A 15,542-nucleotide genomic window follows, 5' to 3' on the forward strand; every position below is an offset into this window, starting at 1 on the left:
CAAGGAATATTGCGGCGCGACTGGGAACGAAATGCGTTCTGTTGGCGAGCGTCGGCGCTTGAATCGCCGTGACGGCTGACCTACAGTGAAGCCAACAATCTGATCCGGTCAACGTGCGTAGCACGACCGAGTACGCGTTAGCGGCCCCGATGCATCGATGTCTGTGAAAGGTGTGCCGTAGCGCATATGAGAAGGCCTGCGATTGGTTCGCAATCGCAGGCTTTTTGTTTGCTGGTTGGGTTTCAAGATTCCCCGTTGAACCCGCGGTGGTCTTTGTGACGCCGCGGGTTCTCTTTTTCTCGGACGGCCGTCGACGCTCGGAGCTCATCCGAGGAAAGACGGTCATGAAATCGCTTCTGGTGGCTTCGGCCCATGGTGGTACAGGCAGAACGACGTTCGTGTGTCAGTTCGCCCATTATCTTCGTCTGGTACGTGGATGCCGGGTGTTGGTGCTTGATCTGGCCGAGCCGGCATGCAGTGCCATTTCGCTCACACGCGGCACCTGCGCGCGCATGACGAAGTGCCCGTCATCCAATGTTCGGCGCGATCGACTGTCTGACACGGCCAGACCGTACATTGGGGTGCTCGCCGCAGCCACCATCGCCGGCATTGCGTATCGGGACGATCCGGTCGGCGCGCGTTGTTACGCCAACTTGCGACACTTGTTGTCCCAAGTCGGTGCATTGTTCGACATCTGCCTGATCGATAGTTCACCGTGGCCTGATTTGCGTGCCGTATGCGCGGCAGCGCTCGCGGATGCGCTGATCAGTCCAGTTACGTTGTCGCCGGACGCATTGGCGCCGATCGTCGATTTTGTCAACGGCGACAAGGGCGTGCGCGATGTACGCGCGCGCCTCAATCCGTCGCTCTGCTTTATCGGCATCGTGCCCAACTGCGTCGAGCCGGCTTCGCAACAAACTCAGCTCATGCGGTTCGAGGCGTCCATGGGCGCATGGCTGGCTCCGAACGATCAAAGTCCAACAGACCACCTATTGTTGCCTCGGCTCGACGCCATTCCGCAGGCGCAGGCATGTGGGATATCGGTAGCGGAACTTGTCCAGGGCGATTTGACTGTTCATCGCAAACGGCAGGCAATGAGCGCGTGTTTCGATGTGATCGCTCGACGACTCGATGCCATACGCGAGGCCCCGTTGCAGTCGGAATGGAGCGAGGCGTGTCATGTGTAAGTTCACGTCGATTCCGAATATACGTCGAACTGTGCGGTTCGGTGTGGTTTCGCCTGCCGTCGTGCTTGGCACGTTCATGGCGTGGCCCGATGCGACGCATGCGGACGATTGGGGCTGTCAGGTGATGTTGTGTCTGTCTAATCCGGGTGGCCCGGAGCAGTACGCGGAATGCGAACCGCCAATCGAAAGATTATGGGACGCGCTGCGACACGGTGATCCGTTTCCAACTTGCGATTTCGCTACAGGTGGCGCGCGAGGCGGATCGGCGACCAACACGTTCGCCGACGCCAGCTATTGCCGAGAACCCATGTTGTACTGGGCCGGGTCGGAGCAGAGCGAACGTATGTGCCGCGCAATTGGTGCGATCAACGCCAAGGCCGACTATCAACTCGATGATCGTGTCTGGCGGCGTGTCGGAAACCAGAGACCGACGGTCACGAAATTCTATGGCGCTGGCAGCGCACCGTCGACCTTTGACCTTGCAAGTTCGACAGCGGATCACCTGCAGCAGGTCAATCGACTTGGTTGGAGGAATCGATGATGCCGCTCGATTTCTTGTCCATCGCGCAACGCTGTGCGCCGCAGATCGACCCGACCACGATGGCGGCGATCGTGCGGACCGAATCTGGATTCAATCCCTACGCGATTGGCGTCGTACACGGTCGGTTGCGTCGACAGCCATTGAGTGCCGCCGAAGCGGTCGCGACAGCACGTGCGTTGGAGGAGACCGGCTGGAACTTCAGCGTCGGACTCGCGCAGGTGAATCGGGAGAATTGGCCGGCCTACGGCATGACCCCCGAGAACGCGTTTGAGCCGTGCCGCAACTTGGCGGCCGGTGCGGCGATCCTCCACCGTTGTTTTCGCGCGGCGGCGAAGGCCAGCGAGTTCCGTGTACTGACCGATCATCAATCTGATGTCCAAGCCGCGCTGCGCGCGGGTCTGTCCTGCTATGCGAGCGGTAATTTCTCGACCGGCTACCGGACGGGCTACGTACAACATGTCGTCGAGAACGCCGCGACGCTGAAGTCTTCCGTACCGGAGATCGTGCCGATTCCGGTCTTACCGGTCGGTTCTGTGCCGCCTATCCGTTCATCACGCTCTCGATCTTTGATTCAGCAGCCATCGCGACGCGATTACGACGGAGTGAATGCGGTGTCGCCCGCTGCGGATCCGGAGCGCGAACCGGACGCGAGTGCAGTGGTGTTCTAGCTCTTCATTTTAGGAATCAGGTGGTGATCAATCGACGCGGAGTCGGACATGTACTTAGGAATACGATGCAATAAATTGGTGATAGATGTGTGGATGGTGAAACTGCTATCCGGGCGAAGAACGGCTCGCGCAATCGCTCTGGCCGCTTCGTCCCTGATGTTCGTTGTTCCGGCATGGGCGCAACTCTCTCAGGTCAATGCGCTGCTGAACATGATCCAGACAACACTGTTGAGCGTCGGCGGCGTGATCTGTTCGATTTCCATTATCTGGGCGGGATTTCGAATGATGTTCCAGCACGCCCGGTTCGGTGATATCGCGAATGTGTTTATCGGCGGCCTATTCGTCGGTTGCGCGACGGTCATCGCCGGCATGTTGATCCCGACGAGTTGATCCGGGCGGCGCCGAACCATGCACGCACTCAAAGATCCCGTCTTCAAAGGCTGTACCCGTCCCGCGATGCTGTGGGGGGTGCCGCTGGTGCCGTTCCTGATGATCGGCGGTGGCATGCTGATTCCGGCCATCTGGGCACTGCTGGCCAGTCCGCTGCTGGGCGTCGCGATCCTCTTTCTGATGATTCCCGTGTTCGTCGCGATGCGGTGGATCACGCGCCATGACGACCAGCGGCTCGCGCAGCACGGGCGACGCGTTCGTATGGCGCTGTGCCAGCGCAATCGCCGCTTCTGGGGCGTGCATGCCTATGTGCCGGTGCGCCTGAAGAGGAGGGCGTGAGATGGCGGGAAAGATGCCGATCGTGTCCGTCGCGAACCGGGAAGTGCCGCTTGCCGGCTATATCCCGTACTCGACACATGTGACCGACCACATTATTAAGACGCGCGAAGGCGACTACGTGCAAATCTGGAAGATCGCCGGCATCGCCTTTGAGGCGGCCGATCCCGCCGACATCCTCGCGCGGCATGACGGGTTCAACCAGTTCGTGCGTGGACTCGCGGGCGGCCATGTGTCGCTGTGGTCGCATCGTTTGCGTCGGCGGGTGTCGGACCAGTTTTCGACCCAGTACCGCAATCGCTTTTGCGAGGAGCTGGCGACACGCTACTACGGGAGCTTTTCGGGCTACCGGATGATGGCCAACGAGTTGTATCTGACGGTGGTCTACCGGCCAAACCGCACGCGACTGGGACGTGTCTTCAGCCGTGCGGCACGCCGCACGCGCGACGATATCCGACGCGATCAGGTCGACGCATTGAAGGTCATGACGGAGCTCGCCGCCCAGGTTGAATCCAGCCTCAAACCGTACGAGCCGATTGCGCTGGGCGTTTATCGCCGGCCCAGCCCCGTCGGGCGGACCTCGCGCCGCTATTCGTCGGCGCTGGAGTTGCTAGGCTATCTGGTCAACGGGGTTTGGGAGCGCGAACCCGTGCCCGCCGGCCCGATTCGCGAGGCGCTGCCGATTTCGCGGCTGTTTGTCGGTGCCGAGAAAGTCGAGATTCGTATGCCGACGAAAACGCGCTTCGCGGCGATGCTCGACCTCAAGGATTATCCGGAAGACACCGAACCAGGCATGCTCAATGGCTTGCTGTACGGCGACTTCGAGTATATCGAGACGCAGAGCTTTACGATCCTGGACAAACCCACAGGGAAGGAAGCGCTGGAGCGGCAGCGCAATCAGCTCATCGCCGGCGAAGATGTCGCTGTGTCCCAGGTCGAAGCGATCGACCAGGCGCTCGATGAGCTGATCAACGGGAATTTCGTTCTCGGCGAGTACCACTATTCGCTGGCGGTGCTCGGTGACACGCTGGACGAAGTGTCACGAAGCATCGCCAAAGCCCGTACGCAACTGGCCGATGCCGGCTTCCAGACGGCACTGATCGATCTGGTGGCTGATGCGGCGTGGTTCGCGCAACTGCCGGCCAACTGGCGCTACCGGCCGCGCGAGGCAAAGCTCACGTCGCGCAATTTTTGTGGCCTGGCGAGTCTGCACAACTTCGCGACCGGCAAACGTGACGGTAATCCGTGGGGCGAGGCAATCACGATCGTCAAGACGCCGAGCGGCCAGCCGCTCTATCTGAACTTCCACGCGACACCGGACAAGCAGGACTCGTTCGACGAGAAGGCGCTTGCCAACACCCAGATCATCGGCCGAGCCGGCGCGGGCAAGACGGTGCTCGAGCTATTCCTGCTGGCCATGGCGACCAAGTATGGCATCACAGCCGTGCTGTTTGACAAGGACCGCGGCACGGAGATCGCGATTCGTGCGATGGGTGGGACCTATACGGTATTCCGCCGCGGTGAACCAACTGGGCTGAATCCGTTCCAGATGGCGCCGGATGAACTGGTGATCGACTTTTGGGAGCGCCTTGTGCGCAAACTTGTCGACATTGGTGCGCCGCTGTCGGCGAAGGACGAACTCGACATCTCGCGTGCTGTTCGCGAGGTCGCGCGTATGGATAAACCGCTGCGCCGCCTGTCGATGGTACGGCAGCTTTTGCCGAACGTCGGTGAAAACAGCTTGCACGCGCGGTTGGCGAAATGGTGTGCGGGCGGGCGTCTGGGTTGGGTGTTGGACAATCCGGCCGATCGCATCGATTTGGCGCACGCGGACCTGTTTGGTTTCGACGATACCGAGCTGCTGGACGATACCGAGGTGTCGACGCCCGTCACGATGTACCTGCTGCATCGGACCGAGCACTTGATTGACGGTCGACGCTTTATTTACGTGATGACCGAATTCTGGAAGCGGCTCAGCGATCCTGTCTTTACGGATTTCGCCAAAAACAAGCAGAAGACGATCCGCAAACAAAACGGGCTTGGTATTTTCGACACTCAGTCGCCGGCCGATGTGTTGCGTAGTGACATCGCGAGTGCGCTGATCGAGCAGAGCGCGACATTCTTCTTCCTGCCGAATCCGCGTGCCGACTACGACGATTACGTGCATGGCTTCAAACTGACCGAAGCGGAATTCAATATCGTGCGCAACCTGGGCGAGAGCAGCCGCCTGTTCCTCGTCAAGCAGGGCCATCGCTCCGCGATTGGCCGGCTCGATCTCGCCGGGCTCGGCGATGTGCTCGATGTGCTCTCTGGCACGACCGACAACGTGGAACTGCTCGACACGATCCGTGCTCGAGTCGGCGACGCACCGCACGATTGGCTACCCGTATTCCATGACGAGCTCGTGAAGCGCCGCGCGGCGCAGGTCGGAGCGCGACCGTCTTCAAAGCCGAGTCCGGGAGGTGCGTGATGAGTGGCCTCTTTACCGCCGTGGGTGGCACCCTTGAAAACGGCATGTCGAGCTACGTGACGAATGTGTCGTCGGCGCTTTCCGGGGCACTCGTGCCCGTTGCGACCACGGCCGTGACGATCTGGGTGCTGGCCTATGGTCTCGCGGTAGTACGCGGCGAGGCCCACGAGGCCGTGCCGGCATTTGCCTGGCGAGGGTTGAAAGTGGCGATCACGCTGGCGTTCGCGTTGAGCGCCGGGATCTACCAGCAGCACGTCGTCGGTGCGGTCAACGGTGCAACGGCGGGGCTGGCCCAGACAATCCAGAATGCGGCGAACACGACGGGTGGGGGTAATCCGGGATGCGGCTCGACCAATGGCAGTAGCGTAACAGGACAGGCTGCTGCGACCAGCATTTATCAGACGCTCGACTGCTACGACCAGCAGGTTGACCTCGTGATGGACGCCTACTTCAACAAGGCGACGCACGAGGGGATCAGCCCGAGCGGTCTGGCCGCCGCGATTGGGGATTTCCTCTGCGGCCTGATTGCCGCGCTCGGTGGCTCGATCTTTTTGATTGTCCTGGCCTTCGAGGTGGTGATGGCGAGGATGCTGCTCGAACTCGTGCTCGGACTGGGCCCGATCTTCATCGCGTGCGGGGCATTTGCGCCGACCGCGCGGTTTTTCGAAGCGTGGACCGCGAAGCTTGCCAATTACGCGTTGCTGCAGGTGCTTGTCGCAGCGTTCCTCGGTATGGCGCTCACAGCGTTCTCGGCCGAGCTCACCTCGCTCCATGCGACGAGCAGTTCACCCGGTGCCGACTGGTCAGCCCTGATGCAAGCCATTTCCGCCTCCCTTGACGATGCCGCTCCGGCCGCCGCCGCGATTGGCATGTTTGCGACCGGCTTGTTCCTCGCGATGGTCGGTTGGCAGTTGCCATCTGTTGCGGCCGGCCTGTCTGGCGGCGCAACCCTATCGGGCTTTGGGGCGTTTGCGGCTGGCATGGCATCACGAAGTCTCGTCACGGCGATTGGACGGGCGTTCAGCCGTAACGGACAAGGGCCGCGCTCCGGAGGTGAGATTCGCGACCGGACCGGTTTAGGTGGCGGATCGAGTGGTGGATCGGGCAGCGGCGCAGCGCCGGCTTACCAGCGCGTGGCGCGCGCGCATCTGGACCAGCAGAACAGTTGAGAGGGAGGTGACGACCATGGACGGACGAAGCAGATGGATGCGTGCCGTATGCATATGGGCGGCGTGGTGCGCCGGCGCTCACGCGCAAGGGATCCCAGTCTATGACGCGCAGAACGTGGTGCAGGCCATTGCCACTGTCGGTCGGCTCAAGCAGCAGGTGCAGCAGGAAATCCAGATCTACCAGTCGACGGTCGGTACACGCGGCTTCGGTGCGCTGCTGAGTAATCCGGTCGTCGCGAACTCGTTGCCATCGAACTGGCAGAGCATCTATACCGCCATCCAGAACGGTGGTTACGCGGGCCTGACCGGCAGCGCGCAGGCGTTGCGCTCGGCCAGCCAAATTTACAACTGCGAGGATCAGACCGGAATCGATCGACAGCTGTGCCAGCGCGCGCTCAATAAGCCCTACCAGGATAAGGCGTTTGGCCTGCAGGCATACCAGACCGAGTTGCAGGAGCTGAACCAGATTCAGAGCTTGGCGCAACAGATCAATGCGACGCAGGACCCGAAGGGCGTGGCCGAGTTACAGGCGCGCATTCAGACGGAATCGACAGCGGTCGGCAACGAGATGACGAAGCTGCAACTCTTCCGGATGCTGGCCGAGACCGAGGACAAGCTCGTGGCCGAACAGCGGAGCGAACTGGTATTGAGCCGAGCGAGCAAGACCAACCGGCCACAGGACCGAATGGTGCCTGTGTCATTCGGAAACTGAGGTGACGCCATGTTCAAGCTGAGCTCACTGACGTTGGCCGGGTGCCTCGCCTGGAGTCTGGCCGCTTGCAGCAGCGGGCCACCGAAACCCGTGTTGCCGGACGGTTTGCATCGCGTGCCGATCAATCGCGTGCCGCCCGTCCCGGACTGGCCAACGGCGGTGCCCACCGCTCCGAACCAGCCGGCATCGTCGGATGTTGGAGACCGATCATGAACGCGTCGCACGATTATGGCCGCGTGCTCGACATCGAGGCGTCGCTGACTGACCTCCAGGAGCGCTCTGAACGATGTGCGTGGTATGTCGCGTATTCGGCGGTCGGTGTCGCGGTGTTTTGTGCCATTGCGCTTGCGGTGATGGTGCCGTTCTATCGCGTGGTCCCCTTGCCGATCGAGGTCGATCGCCTGACGGGCGAATCCCAGGTGATCGACGTGCTCGACGCGCGCCATGTGCACACAAAGGAAATCCAGGACAAGCACTGGGTCGAGAACTATGTGCGAGCCCGCGAGCGCTACGACTGGGGACTGCTGCAGATGGACTATGACAGCGTGCTCGCGATGAGCGATGACGCCGTCGCCCGCGATTATCGCGGTATTTACAGCGGTCCGGACGCACTGGACCAGCAGTTAGGAGCGGGTATCGAACGGCGCGTCCGGATTCTTTCGATCACGCTGCCACCCGACGAACCGGGCCATGCGGTCGTGCATGTCGAGCGCACGTCGTTCAAGAACGGCGAGGCTCATGCCGAGCCTGCGCAGCGTTTCGTGATCACGCTGGCTTATACCTACCGACCGCCGGTGTTCACACGCGAGAGCGTGGCGATCGCCAATCCGTTCGGCTTCAAGGTCACTGCCTATAGCCGGGATGCGGAATATACGCCATCGGCATCCGCTTCAGGAGCCACGCCATGAGAATACTTATGTTGGCCACCGCGCTGGCGAGCCTACTGTTCGCAGGTGTGGTGCGGGCGGTTGATCTGCCCGGATGGAACAACGATCCGCGTGTCCGCCGGGTGATCTATCGAGCGGATGACGTGGTGCGCGTCGAGGCCCAGCGTGGCTTCGCGACGCACATTGCGTTGGGGCCATACGAGCATATTCAGGTCGTCGCACCCGGAGATCGGGACGGCTGGCAGGTCGTGGCAAACAAGGGCGATCACGACGTGTACCTGAAGCCGCAGCTTGCCGCGCATGACTCGAATCTCGAAATCCGCACCGATCGGCACAGCTACAGCTTCGATCTGATGGTGCTTCCGCTCAAGTCGAAGTTCGGCAATGGCCGTGTGATGTATCGCGTGACGTTCGTCTATCTGGATGAGTTGGCCAAGCAGGCAGCGGGGAATTCGGATGTCGAGCTGGTCGCGAAACGTCTTGCGCAGCCAGCAGCCGTGCGTAACGCACGATATTCGATGCAGGTCATGCCGAACTCCGACGATATCGCACCGACCGCGGCATGGGACGACGGACGCTTTACTTATTTGCGCATTCCGAACAATCGACGCATGCCGGCGATTTTTCGCGTGGCAGATGACGGCACGGAGAGCGTCGTCGACAAGCACATCGACGGCGACACGATCGTCGTGCACGAGGTGGCGAAGCGTTTCGTGTTGCGGCTGGCAGGAGAGGTCGTTGGAATCTGGAATGACGCTTACGACATGGACGGCGTACCGGCCCGTGACGGCACGACGGTCAACGGAGTGAAGCGCGTGCTGCGGAGCCATCGCGATGAATGACGATACACCGCGCGATGCGATCGAGCCCGACGATGCCGCTGACTCGCAGTTTGGACACGACCAGAACGAGGGGGCATCAAGTATTTCCGCAGATCGCGGTATGCCGGAGCTCGGGCAATACCGCGGTGCTCGTCCGCGCGCCTGGTGGCTCACGCCCGTCGGGATCGTATTGGTCGTCGGCGTCGGCGCAGTGTGGACCGTGCACGGTTTCCTCGCGCGGCACGATGCCGAAGCGAAGGCGCGGCGCGATGCGATGGCGGGCACATCTTCTCAGGGACGCCTGTTCAAGGAGCTGCCCGCGTCGTCGGCCGGTGGCCCAGCTTCGGCGCCGGTACCCGCAAGCCCGATTGCCGTCCTTCCCGCGTCCACGGCGGGGGCACTCGCGCCTGCTCGTACCGTACGCGCTGCAGTTCCTCGCAGCTACTACGACGCGCCGTTACTCGAAACGGTCGGTAGACAGGATTCAGCGGGTGGTGAGCCCGGCGTGCTGGAGTCGGATGGGGTGACGGACGCAACTTCCTCAGCTGCAGCAGGTGTCACGAGGGCCGCAGGCGCGTTAGCTCCACGATCGGGGCAAGCTGGCGGCTCGCTCGCTCAGGCGCTGACGCCGAGCGCTACACCGCGAGTTCAGGCGGGAACGCTCGGCAATCGAAGTCTGGTGCTCGCGCAAGGCGCCAAGATCGACTGCGTGGGTGACACGGCGTTCGACTCGACGGAGGCTGGCCTGTCGACCTGTACCGTGAGCAAGAACGTGTATTCCGACGATGGCAGCGTCGTGCTGATAGAACGGGGTTCGCAGATCAACAGCCAGTACCGCTCGAACCTGTCCCCGGGCCAGAAGCGAGTGTTCGTGCTGTCGGCCCGCATCAAGACGCCCTACGGCGTCACGGTCGAAATCGACTCGCCGGCGGCCGATGCGCTCGGCCGCATGGGTATTGACGGTTATGTGGATAACCACTGGCGCGAGCGCTTCGGCGCGGCGCTGCTGCTCGGCTCAGTTCAGGACGCAATCGGCTATCTGTCTACGCGCGGCGGCAATACCAACGGCTCGGTGGTGTTCCAGAGCACGCAACAGCAGGGTAACGACATGGCCACGCGCGTGCTTGATAGCACGATCAATATTCCGCCGACGCTCACCCAGAACCAGGGTGCGGAGTTCACGATTGTGATTGCACGCGATCTGGACTTCGGATCGGTGTATGCCCTGCAGCCGGAGGGGATGCGATGACGATTCGCGCACACGGGCAGGATTCGTCATGTGACCCCGAACTGGTTCGGCTGCCGGAGGACGCATCGGTTCGTGAACTGATGCGTCCATTTGCGCTGCTGCTCGACGATCCCGACGTGACAGAGTTGGTGATCAATCGGCCACAGCGTGCTTTGACCGAGGACTCGCTCGGCTGGCATGGCCACGATTGCGAGGATCTTGACTTTGACCGGTTGATGTCGTTCGCCGTAGCAGTGGCCACGCTGACCCACCAGGAAATATCGTCTCAGTATCCGGTCCTTTCAGCGCTGCTGCCGAATGACGCACGTATCCAGATCGTGGTGCCACCGGTCGTGCCGCAGCGAACGGTGTCGGTCACGATCCGTCGTCCGTCCTCCGACGAAAAGACCCTCGATGCGTGTCGTGACGAGGGGTTGTTCGACGAGACGGTATGGCGCCGGCCAGACAGACTCGATTCAGCGTTGTCGGCATTGCGAGCCGACGATCGCGAGCTTATCGAAACCCTGGACGCGCACGACTGGAGCGCCTTCTTCGATCACGCTGTCAGGGGCCGACTCAATATCGCTGTGGTCGGCAATACAGGGTCTGGGAAGACCAGTTTCATGAAGACCTTGTGCCGTTCGATTCCGGCCACCGAGCGGATCGTGACGATCGAGGACGTTCGCGAGTTGTTCATCCGGCATATCGAGAACTGCGTACATTTGCAGTACAGCAAGGGGGGGCATGGACACGCACGCGTAACACCCGCAGATCTGATTGCGAGTGCAATGCGCATGCGTCCGGACCGTGTGCTGCTGGCTGAGCTACGCGGCGCCGAAGCCTACGACTTCATGAAGCTCCTGACGACCGGGCATGCGGGTTCGATCACGAGCTATCACGCACCCAATGCAACCGTTGCGATCGAGCGTTTCGCGCTGATGGCGAAGGAACATCCCGAGGCCGCCGCCTGGGACGATGCCGCGCTCAAGAGGCTGCTGTTCCTGACCGTCGATGTTGTTGCGCACATGGAGTCACGCCCGATATTCAATGCGGCGGGTGAACAGATTGGTAGGCGCTGGGGCATGACTGAAGTCTGGTTCGATCCGGTGCGTAAGGCGCGCACCGCATTCGTGTAGGGGCGAATATGGACCATATCGCTCCCCCTTTGCTCGAGCATACCCGGACGGCAGCCTTGACGGTGGCGGTGCTGGCTTGCCTGATGGGGGGAATCGCTGCGTCGCTCTGGCTCGCGTCGTTCTTCCTGTATGCCAGTCTGCGAATCAATCCGTTACACGCAGGACTGTGGGGCTGGCTCGATGCGGCGCTGGCATGGCGAGACGGGATGATGCCGAATATCGGCCGCCAACTCGCGGGCGCTGCGCTGTTGGCCGTACTCCTGTCCTTCGGCGGTCCGGTCCTGGGTCTGCATGTGCTAGGGGCGGGAGCGAGTCGACGCCGTCTGTATGGCGGCGCGCGCTTTGCGAGAGAGTCAGAAATCCGCCGGGCGGGGCTGCTATGACGACGCGATCCCACCTCAATACTCCGCCGGCGATTGTCGTGGGCGTCTGGCGCGGGCGCTACCTGCGGTTTGCCGGCCAGCAGTTCGTGCTGCTCGCGGCGCCGGCCCGCTCGGGCAAGGGTGTTGGTGTCGTGATCCCGAATCTGCTCACCTTTCCCGATTCGGTGGTCGCGCTCGATATCAAGCAGGAAAACTATGCAGCCACAGCGGGCTTTCGCCGAGCACATGGGCAGGATGTGTACTTGTTTAACCCGTTTGCCGAGGACGGCCGCACGCATCGCTACAACCCGCTGTCGGCGATCTCCGATGGATTATTTCGGGTGGGCGACATCCTTGCGATCGGCTATGCGTTGTATCCCGCAGGCGGCCACGACGACTTCTGGAAAGACCAGGCAAGAAATCTGTTCCTCGGCATCGTGCTCCTGCTGTGCGAATGGCGCGACGCGCGCCGGGCCGGCAAGGGAGCGTCGATCCTCGACTTTCCCGTCACGATGGGTGAAGTGCTACGGCAATCGTCGGGCAATGGCATGCCGGTCAAGGGCTACTTGCAACGTGCGCTGGTCCGGCACCGTGGGCTGCTTTCGGGGCAATGTATCGATGCGTTGAATCGCTTTCTGTCCAACGACGACAAGGTGCTGGCGAGCGTGCTGGCGACGTTCAACGCGCCACTCACGATCTGGGCCAATCCGCTCGTCGACGCGGCGACCAGCGCGAACGATTTCGATTTGCGCGACGTGCGCCGTCGTCGCATGTCGATTTATATCGGCATTACGCCCGACCATCTGTCCGAAGCGGCTTTGCTCGTCAATCTTGTGTTCTCGCAGCTCGTCAACCTGAATACGAAGCAACTACCTGAAGCCGATCCCACGCTGCGGTTTCAGTGTCTTCTGCTGCTCGATGAGATGACCTCGATCGGGAAGATCCAAATCATTGCGCGCGCGGTCGCTTATATGGCGGGCTACAACCTGCGCTTGCTATCGATCGTGCAGTCGATCGCGCAACTCGAATCGGTGTACGGGCGGGCTGACGCGCGCACGTTTATCACGAATCACGCGATGCAGATTATTTATGCACCGCGCGAGCAGAAGGACGCGAACGACTACTCGGAAATGCTCGGTACGTTCACCGACCAGTCGCGCAGTGTGAGCCGCTCCAATGCGCTTTTGGGCCGCGGTGGCTCGAGCGAAAGCGTATCGGAACAGCGCCGGCCGTTGCTGTTGCCGCAGGAACTGAAGGAACTGGGGCGTGACAAGGAAATCATCTTGCTCGAAAACACCAAGCCGATCCTGGCCGACAAGATCTGCTACTGGCGCGATCCCGAGTTTGCGTCGCGCGTCCTGCCTGCGCCGTCCGTGCCGGCCCTGAACATGGCCTATTTCAGTGCGGTTGTCGAGCGCCGATTGCGCGATCTGCATCCCGATGAGATCGATCCGGACGGTGCGGGGCTCGTCAGTCTGCCGTCCGAATACCTCGAAGTATTACAGGCATGGGATCCACGTGACCTGCCGCCGAACCTAACCGACATCAGTGAGGAGGACGCCGTGGCTTACGTGGAACGGCATTTCACGCTGCTGGGCGTCCCGGCCAGCAAGGTTGTCCAGGCAAGTCGTCACCTGAGCGTGGCCGATCTGGACGTGGCTGAACTCGATTTTGTTGAGTCGGCGCGGCATGCAGCCGCGAGCGGCTCACTCAGTATGGGAGCCCGGCAATGACGACATCTGAAGTGCATGATGCAGACCGTGCGCGTGCTGCACTTGCGATGATTCCGGCCGACGACTACGAGACATGGGTCGATATGGCGTTCGCGCTCAAGCAGGGCTTCGGCGAAGAAGGTTTTGAAATTTGGGATGCGTGGAGCCGGACGGCCGCCAACTATAACGAGCGGGCGGCTCGGACCACGTGGCGCTCGGTCAGCGCATCGGGTGGGAAGACGCTTGCCACGTTGTTCTGGCGGGCACGTCAGCATGGCTTTGATCTGAAGCGAACGCATTATCCCGACCGCGTGACAGCCATACTCGCAGCCTCGTCCGAGGTGCTGGCGCAGCGCGCAAAGCAGGAGGAGCAGCGAGAGGCGCGTCATGCAGCAGTAGCTCGCGAGGCAGCATCAATCTGGGCGTGGGCGAGACCAGTCGGTCCGGAGCATCCCTATCTTGTGCGCAAGCACCTTGCGCCGTCAGAGACGCTGCGCGAGCTTGATGCAATGGAACTGCGTGCGCTGCTCGGCTATACGCCGGCCAGCGAGGAGCAACCCCTGACGGGGCGCGTGTTGATCGTGCCTGTCTGGAACGGACCGATCTCGACACTGGAGCTAATCGACGAACACGGGCGGAAATCGTCGTTGGCCGGCGGTGTGAAAAAGGGTGGCTACTGGATGATGGCGCCGACGCTCGTTCTCGAACACGAATCGTCGCGAATTCTGATCGCAGAGGGCATGGCGACGGCATTGGCCGCTTCTCGTGCGACGGGATGGTTCGCAGTGGCGGCGTTGTCAAGCGGGAATTTGAGGCTGGTGGCGCAGAGTTTGCGTGAAAGGTTTCGCGATGCGGACCTGATCGTGCTGGGGGAACTGGGCAGTGGTGAGACGCAGGCACGACAGGCCGCGGACGTGGCGCAGGCGCATGTGGTCTGGCCGGAGTTTGCTGTTGACGCGCGCATCGACGGAAAAGTGCCGAACGACTTCAGCGACATGGCGGTGTTGTCGGGCTTTGACGCCGTCGGCGAATACCTGCACGCCGCGGTGCGTTTCGTTGAGAACGCGCGTGGTCAACCGGATATTGCCACCGTATCCGGTGCGACAGTGTTTGAGGTGGACCAGTGTGAGGAGGGCGAAAAGATGGGCAACGTCAAGGAAAAGCTATTAACCGACGACGAAAGGACGCCGCGTCGCCGGTCCTCGAAGCACAGTACGCGAAAACAGGATGCACCAGATGTGCCGGCAACGGATGGCGCGTCTGGTCCGGCACCACCATCGACGGATCCTTCCGCTGCTGTATCGCCGGCTGTTGCCCCTCCGGTTGCCGGTCCGCCGAGGTTTGCATCGTCGCGGCCGCCGGTCGGCGAGCCGCTGTTCGAAGTGGGCGACGTTCCGAACGAGGTGAGGGCGTTGGCCGAACACCGGTTCGGTTCGCCGCTCAGGATGGCCACGCCGCGCGAGAACGGCGGGCTCTATCGTGGCGAGGTATTTAACACGGAACACTATCTGGTACAGGAGGTCGCGACGCGTAGTGTCGTGTTCCACCGCAAGGATCAGATGACGTTTGTGTCCGAGCGGCTGAAATGGATGGACGAACACGCGCGGCTGAACGGGGCCGAGTTACAGGTAGGTTACGACGGCGGCCAACCGAAGGTCTATCCATGGGACCGGGCCCGCGACCTACTCGAACGCATGGTCGGTTCGCTGAAGAAATCCGCCCGCGAGCTGAATTACAGCCCCAATCTGGAGGGGATGCTCGATCAGCTGCAGGCGAGATCCTGGGCACGCATCCGGGAGGCGCGGGCCGCCGCGCTCGAAAAGTCGCGGGAACAGGAGGCGTCCCGCGAAACTGGGTCGAGGCCCGACCGATAAGGCTCGTCAGCATAGCGCGCACGTGTAATGCCGATCGTGAAAATGCGAG

At 61.7% G+C, this 15,542-nt stretch carries 15 protein-coding genes; all 15 read left to right on the forward strand.

The window, feature by feature from the left end; all coding sequences use genetic code 11:
• Window positions 1-344 precede the first annotated feature (344 nt).
• Window positions 345-1,187, forward strand: a complete 843-nt coding sequence (locus U4012_RS16975; RefSeq protein WP_321800104.1) for a ParA family protein — start codon at window positions 345-347, stop codon at window positions 1,185-1,187.
• Window positions 1,180-1,728, forward strand: coding sequence for a hypothetical protein (locus tag U4012_RS16980; RefSeq protein WP_415750383.1), 549 nt, complete (start codon window positions 1,180-1,182; stop codon window positions 1,726-1,728). Before U4012_RS16975 ends, U4012_RS16980 begins: the two co-directional genes overlap by 8 nt.
• Window positions 1,725-2,396: a lytic transglycosylase domain-containing protein gene (locus tag U4012_RS16985; protein WP_321800105.1), complete on the forward strand. Its 672-nt coding sequence runs from the start codon at window positions 1,725-1,727 to the stop codon at window positions 2,394-2,396. Before U4012_RS16980 ends, U4012_RS16985 begins: the two co-directional genes overlap by 4 nt.
• Before the next feature lie 93 nt (window positions 2,397-2,489).
• Window positions 2,490-2,786, forward strand: coding sequence for a TrbC/VirB2 family protein (locus tag U4012_RS16990; RefSeq protein WP_321800106.1), 297 nt, complete (start codon window positions 2,490-2,492; stop codon window positions 2,784-2,786).
• 18 nt (window positions 2,787-2,804) lie between these two features.
• On the forward strand, window positions 2,805-3,125 hold the full coding sequence (locus U4012_RS16995; RefSeq protein WP_059493347.1) for a type IV secretion system protein VirB3: 321 nt from the start codon (window positions 2,805-2,807) through the stop codon (window positions 3,123-3,125).
• Between the two features lies 1 nt (window position 3,126).
• Window positions 3,127-5,592, forward strand: coding sequence for a VirB4 family type IV secretion/conjugal transfer ATPase (locus U4012_RS17000; protein ID WP_321800110.1), 2,466 nt, complete (start codon window positions 3,127-3,129; stop codon window positions 5,590-5,592).
• On the forward strand, window positions 5,592-6,761 hold the full coding sequence (locus U4012_RS17005) for a type IV secretion system protein (RefSeq protein ID WP_321800112.1): 1,170 nt from the start codon (window positions 5,592-5,594) through the stop codon (window positions 6,759-6,761). Before U4012_RS17000 ends, U4012_RS17005 begins: the two co-directional genes overlap by 1 nt.
• A 16-nt stretch (window positions 6,762-6,777) precedes the next feature.
• Window positions 6,778-7,473, forward strand: coding sequence for a P-type DNA transfer protein VirB5 (virB5, locus tag U4012_RS17010; protein ID WP_321800114.1), 696 nt, complete (start codon window positions 6,778-6,780; stop codon window positions 7,471-7,473).
• Window positions 7,474-7,682: 209 nt separating this feature from the next.
• Window positions 7,683-8,381: a type IV secretion system protein gene (locus U4012_RS17015; protein ID WP_321800117.1), complete on the forward strand. Its 699-nt coding sequence runs from the start codon at window positions 7,683-7,685 to the stop codon at window positions 8,379-8,381.
• A gap of 8 nt (window positions 8,382-8,389) precedes the next feature.
• Window positions 8,390-9,202, forward strand: a complete 813-nt coding sequence (locus U4012_RS17020) for a TrbG/VirB9 family P-type conjugative transfer protein (RefSeq protein ID WP_321800119.1) — start codon at window positions 8,390-8,392, stop codon at window positions 9,200-9,202.
• Entirely contained in the window at window positions 9,195-10,430 is a 1,236-nt protein-coding gene (virB10, locus tag U4012_RS17025) for a type IV secretion system protein VirB10 (RefSeq protein ID WP_321800121.1), read from the forward strand. Before U4012_RS17020 ends, virB10 begins: the two co-directional genes overlap by 8 nt.
• A complete protein-coding gene (gene virB11 / locus U4012_RS17030) occupies window positions 10,427-11,545 on the forward strand; it encodes a P-type DNA transfer ATPase VirB11 (protein WP_321800123.1) in 1,119 nt (372 codons plus the stop codon). The genes virB10 and virB11 overlap by 4 nt, the downstream gene beginning before the upstream one ends.
• A gap of 8 nt (window positions 11,546-11,553) precedes the next feature.
• Window positions 11,554-11,928, forward strand: a complete 375-nt coding sequence (locus tag U4012_RS17035) for a hypothetical protein (RefSeq protein ID WP_321800125.1) — start codon at window positions 11,554-11,556, stop codon at window positions 11,926-11,928.
• The gene (locus U4012_RS17040) at window positions 11,925-13,640 is read left to right on the forward strand and encodes a type IV secretory system conjugative DNA transfer family protein (RefSeq protein ID WP_321800128.1); all 1,716 of its coding nucleotides are present in this window, start codon (window positions 11,925-11,927) and stop codon (window positions 13,638-13,640) included. Before U4012_RS17035 ends, U4012_RS17040 begins: the two co-directional genes overlap by 4 nt.
• Window positions 13,637-15,493, forward strand: coding sequence for a PriCT-2 domain-containing protein (locus tag U4012_RS17045; protein WP_321800130.1), 1,857 nt, complete (start codon window positions 13,637-13,639; stop codon window positions 15,491-15,493). Before U4012_RS17040 ends, U4012_RS17045 begins: the two co-directional genes overlap by 4 nt.
• Window positions 15,494-15,542 lie beyond the last annotated feature (49 nt).

This window comes from Burkholderia sp. BCC1988 (assembly GCF_905339895.1).
In the GTDB taxonomy this organism is placed as follows: domain Bacteria; phylum Pseudomonadota; class Gammaproteobacteria; order Burkholderiales; family Burkholderiaceae; genus Burkholderia.

What these genes read in the sequence shown, in the direction of transcription:
- U4012_RS16975 (WP_321800104.1), top strand. Translation starts at nt 345, where the DNA reads ATGAAATCGCTTCTGGTGGCTTCGGCCCATGGTGGTACAGGCAGAACG.
- U4012_RS16980 (WP_415750383.1), top strand. Translation starts at nt 1,180, where the DNA reads ATGTGTAAGTTCACGTCGATTCCGAATATACGTCGAACTGTGCGGTTC.
- U4012_RS16985 (WP_321800105.1), top strand. Translation starts at nt 1,725, where the DNA reads ATGATGCCGCTCGATTTCTTGTCCATCGCGCAACGCTGTGCGCCGCAG.
- U4012_RS16990 (WP_321800106.1), top strand. Translation starts at nt 2,490, where the DNA reads ATGGTGAAACTGCTATCCGGGCGAAGAACGGCTCGCGCAATCGCTCTG.
- U4012_RS16995 (WP_059493347.1), top strand. Translation starts at nt 2,805, where the DNA reads ATGCACGCACTCAAAGATCCCGTCTTCAAAGGCTGTACCCGTCCCGCG.
- U4012_RS17000 (WP_321800110.1), top strand. Translation starts at nt 3,127, where the DNA reads ATGGCGGGAAAGATGCCGATCGTGTCCGTCGCGAACCGGGAAGTGCCG.
- U4012_RS17005 (WP_321800112.1), top strand. Translation starts at nt 5,592, where the DNA reads ATGAGTGGCCTCTTTACCGCCGTGGGTGGCACCCTTGAAAACGGCATG.
- virB5 (WP_321800114.1), top strand. Translation starts at nt 6,778, where the DNA reads ATGGACGGACGAAGCAGATGGATGCGTGCCGTATGCATATGGGCGGCG.
- U4012_RS17015 (WP_321800117.1), top strand. Translation starts at nt 7,683, where the DNA reads ATGAACGCGTCGCACGATTATGGCCGCGTGCTCGACATCGAGGCGTCG.
- U4012_RS17020 (WP_321800119.1), top strand. Translation starts at nt 8,390, where the DNA reads ATGTTGGCCACCGCGCTGGCGAGCCTACTGTTCGCAGGTGTGGTGCGG.
- virB10 (WP_321800121.1), top strand. Translation starts at nt 9,195, where the DNA reads ATGAATGACGATACACCGCGCGATGCGATCGAGCCCGACGATGCCGCT.
- virB11 (WP_321800123.1), top strand. Translation starts at nt 10,427, where the DNA reads ATGACGATTCGCGCACACGGGCAGGATTCGTCATGTGACCCCGAACTG.
- U4012_RS17035 (WP_321800125.1), top strand. Translation starts at nt 11,554, where the DNA reads ATGGACCATATCGCTCCCCCTTTGCTCGAGCATACCCGGACGGCAGCC.
- U4012_RS17040 (WP_321800128.1), top strand. Translation starts at nt 11,925, where the DNA reads ATGACGACGCGATCCCACCTCAATACTCCGCCGGCGATTGTCGTGGGC.
- U4012_RS17045 (WP_321800130.1), top strand. Translation starts at nt 13,637, where the DNA reads ATGACGACATCTGAAGTGCATGATGCAGACCGTGCGCGTGCTGCACTT.